Origin of the sequence: Plantibacter sp. VKM Ac-2885 (assembly GCF_015351205.1) — a bacterium.
In the GTDB taxonomy this organism is placed as follows: domain Bacteria; phylum Actinomycetota; class Actinomycetes; order Actinomycetales; family Microbacteriaceae; genus Plantibacter; species Plantibacter auratus.
In genome coordinates this window covers 1,681,912-1,696,377 of sequence record NZ_JADKSK010000001.1, presented here as the reverse complement: position 1 = coordinate 1,696,377, position 14,466 = coordinate 1,681,912, and the positions used below count along the sequence as shown (strand labels likewise).

At 69.7% G+C, this 14,466-nt stretch carries 14 protein-coding genes; 4 read left to right on the top strand and 10 right to left on the bottom strand.

The window, feature by feature from the left end; translation table 11 throughout:
* Nucleotides 1-30 precede the first annotated feature (30 nt).
* Both ITJ66_RS08190 and mca read right to left on the bottom strand, forming a co-directional pair.
* Nucleotides 31-354, bottom strand: coding sequence for a hypothetical protein (locus tag ITJ66_RS08190; RefSeq protein WP_228501534.1), 324 nt, complete (start codon nt 352-354; stop codon nt 31-33).
* Nucleotides 351-1,226, bottom strand: coding sequence for a mycothiol conjugate amidase Mca (gene mca, locus ITJ66_RS08185; RefSeq protein WP_194644339.1), 876 nt, complete (start codon nt 1,224-1,226; stop codon nt 351-353). Before mca ends, ITJ66_RS08190 begins: the two co-directional genes overlap by 4 nt.
* A gap of 168 nt (nt 1,227-1,394) precedes the next feature.
* Here mca and ITJ66_RS08180 point away from each other — a divergent pair, with 168 nt between their 5' ends.
* Nucleotides 1,395-1,829: a DUF4307 domain-containing protein gene (locus ITJ66_RS08180; RefSeq protein WP_158596544.1), complete on the top strand. Its 435-nt coding sequence runs from the start codon at nt 1,395-1,397 to the stop codon at nt 1,827-1,829.
* A 156-nt stretch (nt 1,830-1,985) separates the two neighbouring features.
* On the top strand, nt 1,986-2,477 hold the full coding sequence (gene greA, locus ITJ66_RS08175) for a transcription elongation factor GreA (RefSeq protein WP_370582592.1): 492 nt from the start codon (nt 1,986-1,988) through the stop codon (nt 2,475-2,477).
* An 85-nt stretch (nt 2,478-2,562) separates the two neighbouring features.
* On the opposite strand, the gene ilvA is transcribed toward greA, so the two are convergent.
* Nucleotides 2,563-3,819 carry a threonine ammonia-lyase gene (gene ilvA, locus ITJ66_RS08170; RefSeq protein ID WP_194644337.1) on the bottom strand — a complete coding sequence of 419 codons (1,257 nt, stop codon included), beginning with the start codon at nt 3,817-3,819 and terminating at the stop codon, nt 2,563-2,565.
* On the bottom strand, nt 3,816-5,138 hold the full coding sequence (locus ITJ66_RS08165) for an AI-2E family transporter (RefSeq protein WP_194644336.1): 1,323 nt from the start codon (nt 5,136-5,138) through the stop codon (nt 3,816-3,818). Before ITJ66_RS08165 ends, ilvA begins: the two co-directional genes overlap by 4 nt.
* Before the next feature lie 111 nt (nt 5,139-5,249).
* Here ITJ66_RS08165 and ITJ66_RS08160 point away from each other — a divergent pair, with 111 nt between their 5' ends.
* Both ITJ66_RS08160 and ITJ66_RS08155 read left to right on the top strand, forming a co-directional pair.
* The gene (locus ITJ66_RS08160; RefSeq protein WP_194644335.1) at nt 5,250-6,596 is read left to right on the top strand and encodes a DNA glycosylase AlkZ-like family protein; all 1,347 of its coding nucleotides are present in this window, start codon (nt 5,250-5,252) and stop codon (nt 6,594-6,596) included.
* A 38-nt stretch (nt 6,597-6,634) separates the two neighbouring features.
* The gene (locus ITJ66_RS08155) at nt 6,635-8,158 is read left to right on the top strand and encodes a hypothetical protein (protein ID WP_194644334.1); all 1,524 of its coding nucleotides are present in this window, start codon (nt 6,635-6,637) and stop codon (nt 8,156-8,158) included.
* 80 nt (nt 8,159-8,238) lie between these two features.
* On the opposite strand, the gene ITJ66_RS08150 is transcribed toward ITJ66_RS08155, so the two are convergent.
* The 6 genes from ITJ66_RS08150 to ITJ66_RS08125 form a co-directional block, all read right to left on the bottom strand.
* A complete protein-coding gene (locus ITJ66_RS08150) occupies nt 8,239-9,123 on the bottom strand; it encodes a M48 family metallopeptidase (protein WP_194644333.1) in 885 nt (294 codons plus the stop codon).
* Nucleotides 9,124-9,142: 19 nt separating this feature from the next.
* Nucleotides 9,143-9,709, bottom strand: coding sequence for a LemA family protein (locus ITJ66_RS08145; RefSeq protein ID WP_064296457.1), 567 nt, complete (start codon nt 9,707-9,709; stop codon nt 9,143-9,145).
* Between the two features lie 134 nt (nt 9,710-9,843).
* Nucleotides 9,844-11,154, bottom strand: coding sequence for a D-arabinono-1,4-lactone oxidase (locus tag ITJ66_RS08140; RefSeq protein ID WP_194644332.1), 1,311 nt, complete (start codon nt 11,152-11,154; stop codon nt 9,844-9,846).
* Nucleotides 11,154-12,398 carry an alanine racemase gene (locus ITJ66_RS08135; RefSeq protein ID WP_194644331.1) on the bottom strand — a complete coding sequence of 415 codons (1,245 nt, stop codon included), beginning with the start codon at nt 12,396-12,398 and terminating at the stop codon, nt 11,154-11,156. Before ITJ66_RS08135 ends, ITJ66_RS08140 begins: the two co-directional genes overlap by 1 nt.
* Nucleotides 12,398-13,654 (bottom strand): MFS transporter, encoded by a 1,257-nt coding sequence (locus tag ITJ66_RS08130; protein WP_194644330.1) that lies wholly within the window; start codon nt 13,652-13,654, stop codon nt 12,398-12,400. The genes ITJ66_RS08135 and ITJ66_RS08130 overlap by 1 nt, the downstream gene beginning before the upstream one ends.
* A complete protein-coding gene (locus ITJ66_RS08125; protein ID WP_191940755.1) occupies nt 13,651-14,280 on the bottom strand; it encodes a TetR/AcrR family transcriptional regulator in 630 nt (209 codons plus the stop codon). The genes ITJ66_RS08130 and ITJ66_RS08125 overlap by 4 nt, the downstream gene beginning before the upstream one ends.
* Between the last annotated feature and the right edge of the window lie 186 nt (nt 14,281-14,466).

Sequence of the window (14,466 nt, the reverse complement as noted above, 5' to 3'; positions counted from 1 at the left end):
CGCGAGCGGCGAGGCGTCGCGGTGGTGGTGTCAGCGGGCCGACTGGTCCGACGGCGGGCGAGGGTCGTCCTCGACGCCTGCGGGGGCCGCCTTGCCGGCGTCGCTCCCCGCGCGGTCCGCGGCTGCCCGCTCGGCGACCTCGGCCTGGAGCCGCTCGTCGATCTCCGCGCGGTAGTTGACCCGGCGCACGCGACGCACCATGTCGATGACGAGGAAGACGACGACTCCGGCGATGGCGAAGGTGATCACGAAGCCCCACGGTCCCGGCGTCACCTGGTTCTCGTCGAACGCCGGCGAGGGCGACGGCGACGGCGTGACCGCCAACAGGACCTCGGTGAACAGGTGGTGCATCATGCGGTTCCTTCGCTGGTGTCGATGCCGTCGAACAGCTCCGACTCTGGGGTGGTCGACGCGACGTGCGACGTGACCAGTTGGTAGTCCTCGAACGGCCATGCGGCACGGAGGACGTCGTTGGGCCAGAAGAAGAACGGTGAGTCTGGCGGCACCTGGCTGCCGTGCGCCCGGAGCGCGGCGTCGCGAGCCTCGAAGAAGTCGCCGACGCGCACGTGCGTCGTCGCGAGATCGGGCCGGCCGGCCATCCACTCGCGCATCTCGGCCAGTCGCTCGACCGCCGGGTCGTCGGGGTGGTGCTCCAGCAGGTAGGCGTACACGGCTTCGAGCCGGGCGGGGCTGAACGAGCGGTCGTAGTACAGCTTGTCGACGCGCCAGGGCTCGCCCGCTTCGGGATAGCGCGTGGGATCGGCCGCCGCTTCGAACGCGGCGACGCTCACCTCGTGGCACCGGATGTGGTCGGGGTGCGGGTAGCCCCCGTTCTCGTCGTAGGTGATGATGACCTGCGGCCGGAAGGAGCGGACGATGCGCACGAGCACACCGGTCGAGACCCCGAGGGGGATGTCGGCGAAGCTCGCGGGTGGGACCGTGCCGTCGTCGCGGGCCATCCCGCTGTCCTGGTAGCCGAGCCACCGGTGCTCGATGTCGAGGATCTCCTGCGCCGCGGCCATCTCGAGGCGACGGTAGCCGGGGAGGTCGCGCTCGATCATCGCGACGTCGGCGAGCCCGGGGTTCTGGAGGTCGCCGCGTTCACCACCCGTGCAGCTGACGACCATGACCTCGGCGCCGAGGCTCCGGTAGTGTGCGAGCGTCGCCGCCCCTTTGCTCGACTCGTCGTCGGGGTGCGCGTGCACGGCGAGCAGTCTCATGGTCATGGTGCTCCGCCTTCCGGCTGGTCTGCGCGAGGGGACCGCTTCGCGACTCGTGACGTGACGACGCGGTCGGGACTCCGCATCCAGGAAGAGGCAATACGCTTGAGGTGTCGGCCTCGAGGCGTCTCGCACTCCTGGTCCAGCTTAACCGTTCGAACCGGAGCCCGTGACGTGACCTCTCCCCTGCAGGATGCCGGCCCTCAGGACGCCATCGCGGCGCGATACGGACGCACCCCTGGCAACCGTGCCCGCGACCGCCGCCTGATCTGGCTGGCCGCCGCAGCGTTCGCCGTCGTCTTCATCGCGTGGGTCGTGTGGGCCGGTCTCGACGGCAGTCGGCCGAGCATCGAGTCGCGCAACACGGCGCACGAGATCGTCGACGACACGATGGTCAGCGTGTCCTTCGAGGTCACCGGTCCGCAGGACACCCCCATGGCCTGCTCGGTCCAGGCGCTCAACGAGCAGTTCGCGGTCGTCGGATGGAAGGTCGTCGAGCTGCCGCCGTCCGAGCAGCGCACCCGCACGTTCACGGAGAGCGTCCGCACCACGGAGCTCAGTAACACCGGCGTCGTCGACACCTGTTGGGTGGTCGAGCACCGTTCCTGACCCACGACGGCGTCGGCGCGTGCGCCGCACTCCCGCGCCGATCGTGCGATACTCGAAGGCAGTACTTCATACGCCCCGGCACTCCGCCGGGGCGTCTGGCATATGACGGGCGTTTCGGCCGTCGTGTGCGGACCCACCATGCAAAGGAGTTCCATCGTGTCCGAGCAGATCCAGGAGACGTTCCTCACCCAGCAGGCCTTCGACCGGCTGCAGGCGGAACTCGAGCACCTCAGCACGACGGGCCGCGAGGAGATCGCCAAGCGCATCGAAGCGGCTCGCGAAGAGGGCGACCTCAAGGAGAACGGCGGCTACCACGCCGCGAAGGACGAACAGGGCAAGCAGGAGGCCCGCATCCGAACGCTCACGCAGATGCTGCGCGACGCCAAGGTGAGCGAGGCACCGCAGTCCAGTGGTGTCGTGGAGTCCGGCACCGTCATCACGGCCGTCGTCGCGGGCGGCGAGGAGCGGTTCCTCCTTGGCAGCCGCGAGATCGCCGGCAACACCGACCTCGACGTCTACAGCGAGGGCAGCCCGCTCGGTGCAGCCATCCTCGGTCTGAAGATCGGCGAGAATACCACCTACGAGGCGCCGAACGGCAAGGAGATCACCGTGTCGATCAGCGCGGTGGAGACCTACACCGGTTCCTGATCCAGTAGGTCGCGCCTTCGCGACCGACCAGACGCAGAAGGGCCCCGCCGACACGGCGGGGCCCTTCTGCGTTCCGTCAGTCGGATCAGTCGTCGACGATCTGCGGGTCGTACCCCGCCTCGCGGAGCGTCTGCACGACGAGGTCGCGGTGGTCGGGCCCACGCGTCTCGATGCTGAGCTCGAGTTCGACGTCGCTGATCTGCAAGCCGTGGCCGTGCCGGGTGTGCAGCACCTCGATGACGTTCGCGTTGGCCTGCGCGACGAGCTCCGCCGTCCGTGCGAGCTGCCCCGGTCGGTCGGGCAGCGGGATGCGCAGCGTCAGGTAGCGGTCCGACGCCGCGAGGCCGTGGCTGACGACCCGCTGCAGCAGGAGCGGGTCGATGTTGCCGCCGGAGAGGATGGTGACCGTCGTGCCGGTCGGCTCGATCTTCCCGGCCAGGATCGCCGCGACACCGGCGGCTCCAGCAGGTTCGACGACGAGCTTGGCGCGCTCGAGGAGGACGACGATCGCCCGGGCGAGGTCGTCTTCGCTGACGGTGACGACCTCGTCGACGAGGGCGCTGATCATCTCGAAGTTGAGCTCACCGGGACGGGCCACGGCGATGCCGTCGGCGATGGTCGGCTGCACGGTGATGGTCGTCGGGGTTCCGGCTTCCAGCGACGCCGGGTACGCGGCCGCGTTCGCCGCCTGGACGCCGATCACGCGGATGGTGCGTCCTTCGAGGGCCGCGCGCTGCTTCATGACAGCTGCGACACCCGAGATCAGCCCGCCGCCGCCGATCGGCACGATGACCGTCTCGACGTCGGGGACCTCCTCGAGGATCTCGAGCCCGAGCGTGCCCTGCCCGGTGATGACGTCCGGGTGGTCGAACGGCGGGATGAGGATGGCACCGGTCTCCGCGGCGAACTCGGCGGCGGCGATCAGCGGTTCCGCCACCGTGTGGCCGCGCAGGATGACGTGCGCACCGTAGTCGCGCGTGGCGGCGAGCTTCGGGAGCGGGACGCCGACCGGCATGAAGATGGTCGCGGTGATGCCGAGCTCACGGGCGGCGAAGGCGACTCCCTGCGCGTGGTTGCCCGCCGAGGCGGCGACGACGCCGCGCGCCCGCTCCTCGGGGGTCAGGCTGGACATGCGGTTGTACGCGCCGCGGATCTTGTAGGAGCCGGTCCGCTGGAGGTTCTCGCACTTGAGGTGCACGGGCACGCCGAGGACGTCGGCGAGGTATCGGGAGCTCTCCATCGGCGTGCGCTGGACGGTGCCGACGAGGGTGTCCCTGGCCCGCTCGAATGCGGCGAGCGACGGGCCGGGGAACACGGGCGTGGTGGTCGTTGAATCGGTCATGGTGTGCGGGGTCCTGGACTTTCTGGGGACGAGGTCTCTCGGAGGTCTTCGCTGGGGTGCTGGGGCTCCTGATCGCCTGGGCGATCCTGCGGCTCGTGCGACGAGCGGGAGCCCGGACGGATTCGTCTGGGGGTCGGGACGGTCTGCCAGATGGCACCGTCGGCGCCGGGTTCCGGCGGAGCACTGCCGCCGGTCCGCCAGGTGCCGCTGGCGATGGTGTGGACCATGACGTTGATCACGGCCACCACGGGCACCGCGAACAGGGCGCCGGGGATGCCGGCGACGAGCGTGCCGCCCGCGACGGCGAGGACGACGGCGAGCGGGTGGACCTTGACGGCCGTACCCATGATGAGCGGCTGCAGGACGTGCCCCTCGAGCTGCTGGACGAGGAGCACGACGCCGAGCATGAGCAGCGCGATGACGGGACCGTTGTAGACGAGCGCGAGGAAGACGGCGACGGCTCCGGTCACCACGGCGCCGACGATCGGCACGAACGAGCCGAGGAAGACGAGCACGGCGACCGGTATCGCGAGCGGGACGCCGAGGAAGAACGCACCGAGTCCGATACCGACCGCATCGATCGAGGCCACGAGGATCTGCGTGCGGACGTAGTTGCCGAGCGTCCGCCACCCTGCGCGACCGGCGCTGTCGACGGCGGGTCGTGCCCGCTGCGGGAAGACGCGCACCGTCCAACGCCAGATCGTCCGTCCGTCGATGAGCATGAACAGCAGGCAGAAGAGCGTCAGGAAGACGCCCGTCGCGACATGGCCGAGCGTCGAACCGATCGACAGGGCGCCTGAGAGCAGGACCTGGCTGTCCTGCTGGAGCGAGTCGAACGCCTGGGCGATGAAGTCGTTGAGCTGTGTCTCGGTCACGTGCAGCGGGCTGGCGAGCAGGAAGGCCTTGAAGTCGCCGTAGGCGGTCATGGTGCGGGCCTGCACGGAGGCGAACTGCGAGGTGATCTGCGAGATGGCGAGGAAGATCAGTCCGCTCACCACGGAGAGCGTGCCGACCATCGCGAGCGCGATGGCGAGGCCCTTCGGCCAGCGGTGCCGCACCAGGACGTCGACGAGAGGCTTCAGGAGCGCCGAGATCAGGACGGAGATCAGCAGCGGGATCACGATGAGGCGGAGCTGCACGACGAGGAAGACGAGCAGCGCGACGACCGCGGCCACCAGCAGGATCCGCCAGGACCACGCTGCGGCCACGCGCATGCCGCGCGGGACGCTGCTCGACCCGCTCAGGTCCGGTTCGCGCACGGGCGAGGCCGCTTCGGGAAGGAAGCGTCCCCACCAGGTCTTCGGAGTGTCGTCCGCCATTGCTCAAGTGTATGGCTGGCACATGCCCGTGAGCGCATGCGGACGCCGGTCGGGCGGCGGCGCTTCCGCCGGTGCAGGGCGGGTGTCCGACGCCGGTGCTAGCGTCGGGCCGTGTCCGCTTCCCTTTCCCCCGCCCTCGCCCGACGGATCGCGCTCGGTGCGCAAGGGTTCGGCGCCCCGCAGCGCACGACTCCGGCGGGTACGCGCACCCTGCGCTCGACGATCGATCGCCTGGGTCTCCTGCAGATCGACTCCGTCAACGTGTTCGAGCGCAGTCACTACCTGCCGCTGTTCGCGAGGCTCGGTGGGTACGACAAGACGCTGCTCGATCGACTCACCCTCGGAGCCGACGCGGCCTACCTCGAGTACTGGGCGCATGAGGCGGCCTTCATCCCCCGCGACTCGTGGCCGTTGTTCCGGTGGCGGATGGACGCGCACCGCGCGAAGCATGCCGGCGACGAGACCACCTGGGCGAGCCAGAACACGGAGATGTTGGACTGGGTCCGAGCGCTCCTGCGCGTCGAGGGGCCGCTGAAGGCGAGCGAGATCGAACACGACGCGAACGTCCGACGCGGACCCTGGTGGGGATGGTCCGATGTGAAACGGGCGTTGGAGGTCCTGTTCCTCTATGGCGAGGTGGTCACGGCCGGTCGCGACCGGTTCGAGCGCCGGTACGCGCTGGCCGAGCACGTGCTGCCGCAGCACCTCCTCGACCTCGAGGTCGCCCGGCCCGACGCGATCCGTGCGCTCGTCGAGCAGGCCGCGGCAGCGCAGGGCGTCGCGACCGTCGCGGACCTCGCGGACTACTTCCGGATCAAGCCGCAGACCGCCGTCCGCCGAGCGGTCGACGAGCTCGTGGACGCCGGTGTCCTCGAACCCGTGACCGTGGCCGGCTGGGACCGACGCGGTGGCCCGCAGGAGGCGTGGCTGCACCGCGACGCCCGACGGCCGCGACGGATCGAAGGGGCCGCGCTGCTCAGCCCGTTCGACCCGGTCGTCTGGTTCCGTGAACGCGCCCTCCGCATGTTCGGACTCCACTACCGGATCGAGATCTACACGCCGGAGCCCAAGCGCGTTTACGGCTACTACGTGCTACCGGTCCTCATCGACGGCGAGATCGTCGCGCGCGTCGATCTCAAGAGCGACCGCCAGGCCGGGGTCCTGCGGGTCCAGTCCGCCTGGTTCGAGCGTGGACACCAGGATGCCGTCGCCAGAGGGCTTCGTCCCGTCGCCGACGACGCGATCGCGGGACGCCTCGCGGAGCTCCTCGCACAGACGGCCCGCTGGCAGGGACTCGACGCGGTGGTCGTCGTCGACCGCGGGACGCTGGCGGCGCCCCTCGCGCATGCGGTCGGTACCCGGCTCCTCCCCGGCTCGCGCGCGTCGGAGATGGGTACTACTCCCCATGCTCAGGAGGCGCAATCACTCTCAGGGGATGCACACCGACTGCTAAGTTGATGAGCACCTTCATGGTCCGAAACGAGGGGAACCCGCCCATGAGCAACGACGACACCACACCACAGCAACCAGGCCGACCGAACCCGGGCGAGCAGCAGAACCAGCCGTCCCAGGGTGACCAGCAGCCCTCGTACCAGCAGGGTCAGCAGCAGCCCAACCCGTACCAGTCCGGCCAGCAGCAGCCCAACCCGTACCAGTCCGGCCAGCAGCAGACGCCGAACCCGTACCAGCAGGGTCAGCAGGGTCAGCAGGGCCAGCAGAACCCGTACCAGTCCGGGCAGCAGCAGACGCCGAACCAGGCACCCCCGGCTCCCTACGGTCAGCAGACCGGTCAGCAGGCCGGCGCCCAGAACCCGTACCAGCAGGGCCAGCAGCCCAACGGCCAGTACGCGACGGCGCAGAACCCGTACGCGACCGGTGCTCCGAAGCAGCCGATGGACCCGAAGCAGAAGAAGCGGATCATCCTGTGGTCGTCGATCGCCGGTGGCGCACTCGTGCTCATCGCCGCCGCCGCCATCACCATCAGCGTGCTGAACACCACGGCGTTCGGCCCGCAGGCGAAGGTCGAGGAATACCTCAAGGCCATCGCCGCCGGCGACGCGAAGCTCGCGACGAGCCTCGTCGCACCGGACCCCTCGATCGTCGGCAGCACCGACGACGAGTCCGCAGCGCCTGAGGAGTCCGCAGAGCCCGAGGCGACCCCGGACCCGTCCGCGTCGGCCGATCCGGATGCGGACGCCGAAGCCGAGGCTCCGGCCGCCGTCAAGCCGACCGCACTGCTCACCAACGAGGTCCTGAAGGGTGCCGACGAGCGCATCAAGAACCCTGAGGTCGGCCGCGTCTACAACCGCAACGGCGAGGCACGCGTGCAGGTCACGTACGAACTCGGTGGCAAGAAGTACGAGGACTCGGTCACGCTCGAGAGCGAAGGCAAGCAGTTCCTGTTCTTCGACCAGTGGAAGCTCGCCAGCTCCCTCGTCGGCAGCATCAACGTCTACACCGGTCTCGGTGGCACGGCGTTCAGCGTCAACGGCGTCAACTTCGACGGCGCGTCCGACGAGAGCCTGTTCGCCTACCCGGCCATCTACACGGTCGCACCGCCGGAGAGCAAGTTCCTGCAGGGCGATGCCCAGACCATCACGCTGAGCTCGTACAGCGCTGGCGAGGGTTCGGCCTTCATCGACATCGACGTGACCGCCACCGAGGCACTCACGACCGAGGTCACGAAGCAGGTCGTCGCGATGATCGAGAAGTGCCTCGACGCCACCACGCTCGACACCACCTGTGGCGTCATGCCGGACTGGCAGCAGAAGCAGTTCACGAGTGTCGGCCCGGTGACGTGGACGCTCACCTCTCCCCCGACCGTCGAGGTCGATGAGAGCGGTTCGTACTTCTACACCTCGGACGGCCGGATCGACGGCTCGTTCGACGCCTCCTGGTACGGCAGCGCCGTGGCGGGTCAGCAGGTGTGGGACACGTACCTGAACTTCCCCGGCAAGATCACGATCGACGCCGACGACAAGGTCACGGTGACGTTCGACTCCGACGAGCAGACCGAGTAACGGTTCTCGCCTGAACGCCGAATGGGGCGGCACCTCCGGGTGCCGCCCCATTCGTGTGTCCGGGGCCGGGAGGCCCTCGCCTAGAAGCCGCCGCCGATGGTGCTCAGGCGTTTGATCCGTTCGACGAGCGGCGGGTGGGTACTGAACAAGCGGGCGACCACGCCGGGCTTCAACGGGTCGGAGATCCAGAGGTGCGCCATGGACGAGTTCTGCTTCGCCATCGGTCGACCGTAGGCGGCGAGCTTCCCCAGTGCGCTCGCGAGCGCTTCCGGGTGACGGGTCGTGAGGGCGCCCGTCGCGTCGGCGAGGTACTCGCGCTGCCGCGAGATGGACAGCTGGACGAGCGTCGCGAGTAGGGGTGCCACGAGCATCGCCACGATGCCGATGATCAACATGACGGGGTTGCCGCCGTTATTGTTGTTCCGGTTGCCGCCTCCCCAGATCGTCATCCGGAGGAGCATGTCGGAGAGGAACCCGATCGCGACGACGAGGCCGAAGACGACCATGGACACGCGGATGTCGTAGTTGCGGACGTGACCGAGTTCGTGGGCCATGACCCCCTCCAGCTCGGCGTCGTTGAGGATCTCGAGGAGGCCGGTCGTCGCCGCCACCATCGCGTGCTGGGGGTCGCGACCAGTCGCGAAGGCGTTGGGTGCCGGGTCGGCGATGAGGTACACCTCGGGCATCGGCGTCCCGGTCGTGATCGCGAGGTTCTCGACGATGCGGTACAGCCTCGGGTTGTCGGCCAGCTCGATGCGCTGCGCTCCGGTCATCGCGATGGCCTGCCGCCCCGCGAAGAAGTATTGGATCACCGCGTACACGACGGCCACGACGAGCACCACGATCGTGATCGTCAGGTTCTGGTAGAGATACCCCGCGAGCCAACCGAGGCCGCCGATGATGACGAGGAAGACGACGAAGATCAGGGCCGTGTTGAGCTTGTTCCTGGCGATGGCGCGGTACATGGGACTGCGCTACCGCACGTCAGAACTGGACGCGCGGCGGTTCGGCGATCGCCGCGTTGTCGGTGACCTCGAAGAAGTCGTGCTCCGAGAACCCGAGGCCCTTGGCGAACAGGTTGTTCGGGAACACCTTGACCTTGGTGTTCAGCTCCCGGACACCACCGTTGTAGAAGCGGCGCGAGGCCTGGATCTTGTCCTCGGTGTCGACGATCTCGGACTGGAGCTGGAGGAAGTTCTGGCTCGCCTGGAGCTGCGGGTAGGCCTCCGCGACGGCGAAGATACTCTTCAGCGCCTGCTGCATGTGGGTCTCGGCCTCGCTCACGGCCGCCGGCCCCTGTGCGGTGAGCGTCTCGGCGCGAGCCTTGGTCACGTTCTCGAACACGGCCTTCTCGTGTGCCGCGTACCCCTTGACCGCCTCGATGAGGTTCGGGATGAGGTCGGCGCGCCGCTTCAGCTGGACGGTGATGTCGCTCCACGCTTCCTCGACCCGCACGTTCAGCGTCACGAGCGAGTTGTACGTCACCCAGAAGTAGATGCCGACGATGACGACCAGGGCGACGACGATGAGGACTGGGATCAGCCATTCCATGAGGATGGGCTCCTTGTGAGTCGATGGAGAGCGGGTCTGCTCATTCTACCTGCGACCTGCCGGTGCCCTTGGGGAGTTCGGAGGAAGCACGCAGCAGGCGCGCAGCGCGGACGCACCGGACTCCCGGCGGGCCGTCATTCGCCGAGGACACGTGCGAGGTACCGGTTCCCGAACAGGCGGCCGGGGTCGAGACGGTCGCGGAGGCGGACGAATTCGTCGAAGCGAGGATAGACGCCACGCAGGGACGACGCGTCACGGCCGTGCCGTTTGCCCCAGTGGGGCCGACCGCCCAACTCGATCATGATCGCCTCGACGGCGCGGAAGTACTCCCCCGGGTCCTCACGGAAGAAGCGGTGCACGGCGACGTATCCGGTCGCTCGTCCTGATGCCGTGGAGAGCCACAGCTCGTCGGCCGCTGCGACCCGAACCTCGATGGGGAAGGAGATCCGCCACCCTCGCTCCTCGATGAGCGCGCGGATCCGGGCGAACGCGGTCGGGAGGTGCTCGAGCGGCACCGCGTACTCCATCTCCACGAACCGCACCGTGCGGCTCGTGGTGAACACGCGCGTCGACCGATCGGTGAACTCGCGGTCGCCGACGAGGCGGTCCGCGAGCCGGTTCACGCGCGGGACGATGGCCGGCGCGACGACGCCCGTGTTGCAGAGGACCCGGTAGACCCCGTTGGCGAGGAGCGTGTCGTCGACCCACTTCGCGACCGGGCGGAGTGGCCTGGTGGGCGCGTCACCCGGCAGCCGGTGGTTCGTCTTGGTCAGGGCGGTCGTGGTGTGCGGGAACCAGTAGAACTCGAAGTGGTCGACGGCGGCGGCCCGGTCGAGCAGCTCGGGCAGCAGCTCGTCGAGCGGCTCCGGCCGCTCCACCGCGTGCAGCACGAACGCCGGGACGCACTGCAGCGTGACCTCGACGAGGATCCCGAGCGCTCCGAGCCCGAGCGCCAGCGCCGGGAGGAGCTCTGGCTCCTGCTCGGCGTCCGACGTCAGCAGCTCGCCGTCCGCGGTCACCATCGTCACCCCGACGACCTGCGTCGCGATGCCGCCGAACGCCGACCCGGTCCCGTGCGTTCCGGTGGAGATCGCGCCGGCGACGGACTGCCGGTCGATGTCACCGAGGTTCGGCATGGCGAGACCGAACGGTTCGAGGAGACGGGGGATGTCGTGGAGGCGCGTGCCGGCGCGGAGGGTCACGCGGTTACGTTCCCGATCGACCCGGACCAGGCCGCTCAGGGCGTCGAGCTCGAGCAGCACACCGGGCGCGACGGCGATCCCGGTGAAGCTGTGTCCGGCTCCGACCGCCTTGATCGGGAGGCCCGCCCCCGCTGCGGCACGCACGAGGCGCTGCACCGCGCCGACCGAGTCGGGTCGCTCGACCCGCACGGGCCACGCCCGCTCGGTCCGCGCCCAGTTCGTCCACGCTGTCGTCTTCCCCATCAGACGAACCCCTGCCCTTCGCCGCGGTACGTCGGTAGGACGGCTTCCACCCCGTCGTCCCCGACCACGTGGAAGGCGTCCACTCGTTCGCTGAGCTCCCCGGACTTCGTGTGCCGCAACCAGACGCGGTCACCGAGACGGAGCGACGCCGCAGCAACCCCGGAGACCGGCGTCTGCACCTCGCCGGCCATCTCCCGCGGGAGCATCTCGAGGCCCTCCGGCCACGCGATGAGCGGGAGGCGGTCGAGCCCTGGCGGACCGGAGGCGACCCATCCGCCGCCGAGGATCGTCGCGAGCTCCGGCGACGGCTTCCGGACGACCGACAGACCGAACGCCGCGGCCGGTGCCGGCGTGAACGCCCGGTAGTGGTCGAAGAGGTGTCCGCCGAAGACGCCGCTCCCCGCGGCGATCTCGGTCACCGAGTCGTCGGACGCGGTGAGCTCCAGGGATCCCGTCCCGCCGCCGTTGACGAACTCCAACTCCGCGACCGCTCGGACCTCCGCGACCACGGCGGCACGACGTTCCCGGAGTTCGGCCCACGAGCGCCGCTGGATCGCGCGGAGCGCAGCCGACCACGCCGGTCGACCCGCGAGGTCGTCCCCCTGCCCGGCGATCTGCGCTTCATAGGCCATGATCCCGACCAGGCTGAAGCCGGGTCGGGCGACGACCGCCTGCGCGAGAGCCCGGACCTCGTCCGGCGTGCGCAGCGGAGAGCGGCGCACACCGACGTGGCCGAGGGCGGGCGCACGGAAGGAGGCGTCGAGCTCGATGCACACGCGGATGCGTGCGCGTCGCTCCGGTGGCGTCACTGCGTCGACGAGGTCGAGGTGGTCGAGGGAGTCGATCATGAGGGTGATCCGCGAGGCCGCCCGTTCGTCGGCGGCCAGCCGCGCGATGGCGCCCCGCTCCGCCGTCGGGTAGCCGACCACGATGTCGTCCACCGTCTCGGACAACCAGAGCGCCTCGGACAGGGAGTAGGCCAGCACGCCGGCGTACCCGGGTTGTCTGAGGAGCGCGTCGATCACCGCTCGGACGCGGATGGACTTGCTGGCGACGCGGATCGGTTTCCCCGCGGCCCGTCGGAGCATGTCGTGCGTGTTGTGGCGGAGGGCTCCGAGCTGCAGGACGGCGACGGGCGAGTCGACGTCCGAGACGGCCCGCTCGATGCCGCCCCAGTACCGTCTCGGGTCGAGCCAGGGCATCGGGTCGGACACCCGGCCGCCGGCGGTCAGTTCGATGCTCATCAGCGCACTCCTCGTACTCGGGTGACAGCGACCGCCCCTGCGACGGCGCAGGCCGCGGAGACGAGGTACAGGCCGGCGAATCCGCCGAGCCAGGCGACGAGGCAGGCGCCGATGAGCGGAGCGACCGCCTGCGGCACCGCCTGGGCGATGTTCATGATGCCGAGGTCCTTGCCGTGCGACGCCGGGTCCGGCAGGACCTGTGTCGCGAGCGCCTGGTCGACCGACATGAAACAGCCGTAGCCGAGCCCGATGAGCGCCGCCGAGACGAACCCCATCGGCAGCGAGGGCCAGATCGCGAGCAGGAGTGCGGCGAGCGCCTGTGAGGCGGAGGCCGCGACGACGAAGACGCGTCGTCGGCCGATGCGGTCGGACAGTCGGCCGAGCAGGATCGAGGACCCGACGACGAACACCGTGTAGACGACCGTGACCAGCAGGAGGTCGGTCTCGGCGTCGGCGTCCCCCAGCCCGAAGAGCAGGAAGTAGAACAGCAACGAGGTGCTGAAGGCGTTGCCGAGGTTCACGAGGACGCGGCTGAGCATGGTCCAGGCGAAGTCGGGGTGCCGTCGCGGTGAGATCCAGAGGCTCTCCAGGAGCGCGTGCACGGTGAGTGGCGCGGGGCGCTCGCCCGTCGGGAGTGGATCGGGCAGCCGGAGGAAGGGCACGACGAGCACGATCAGGAGGACGGCGAGTGCCAGGTACCCCACGCCCATCTGGGTGCCGAGCAGGAGCAGGAGGGCGATGCCGAGGATGACCCCGACGGCCTGCGGAGCGGAGATCCACCCCGAGACGAAGCCGCGCTGCCCCACGGGCACCTGATCGGAGATGGTCGCGGTGAGCGCCGCTCCGAGGATGCAGAAGCCGATGATGGCGAGGCACCAGCAGACGCCGATGCCGACGATGCCGGTCTGGAGTCCGAGGAGGACGAGCCCCAGGGCGAAGACGAGCGCACCACCCGCGATCCACGGGCGGCGTCTCCCGAATCGCGACCGTGTGCGGTCGGACAGGGCGCCCGTCAGCGGATACACGACGATGGAGCAGAGTCCGGCCGCCCCGGCGACGACTCCGAAGGCGACGACGCTGTCCACCCAGTGCTCGGGAGCGAGCGTCGCGTCGATCTGCGCGGGCAGGAGGAGCTGCAGCGGGGCGAGCTGGGCCATCCAGACGCCCAGCCAGGCGACCGCGAAGGCGGCGACCCAGCGCCCGGTGACGCGTCGGTCGGCCGGGTGGTCGACGGCTGCGGTGCCGAGGCCGCTCATCTCGACCCCGGTTCGGCGAGGGTTGCGACGAGGTGCGCCACCGTCCCGACGAGTCGCCGGGCTTCGGCATCGTCGCGTCGCACCAGCCAGCCGAGTGTCAGGCCGTCGGTGAAGGCGATGACGGTCCGCGCGATCTCGTCGACGGGCTGCGTCCAGGTGCTGCCGCTGACCGTGGCTGCGAGCGCGAGCGCCTCACACGCGAGCTCCTCGTACCGTCGGTACTGCTCGAGCGCGAGGTGTTCGAGGCCCGGCGTCCGCATCGCGTAGGCGCTGAGCTCCTGCATCGCCGCCTCCCGATCCGGATCGGCGCGGAGGAGGTCGACGTAGCGTTCGAGGCCGGCACGGACGACGGCCTCCAGGGTGGGCGGATGCTCCTGACCGGTGTCCTCGTCCGTCAGCAGCTCGCCGATGTCGAGGACGACGCGTTCATGCTCGACGACGTGTGCGACCAGTTCGGCGAGGAGCTCGTCGCGGGAGGCGAAGGCGTAGTGGAAGCTGGCGAGCGACATCCCGGCCTCGGCCACGATGGCCCTGGTCGTGGCGGCGGCGACACCCTCGGCTGCGACGACGCGGAGGGCGGCGCTGATCAGCTCGGCTCGTCGGTCGACAACGGAGATCCTCGGCATCGCAACCCTTCCCGGGGCGCCTGCGGGTCGTGCCGCTCCATCGCGGTCGACTCGACTGGGACGGATGACCCAGTCGCGCAAGTATGGCGGACCGCTGGCCCGAGCGCACCTGTCGCGATGGTTTTCCCGTGCGGATCGGCCGGGAATGTGACCCGATCTGGCGCGGGAGGTTGACTTCCCGCGGTG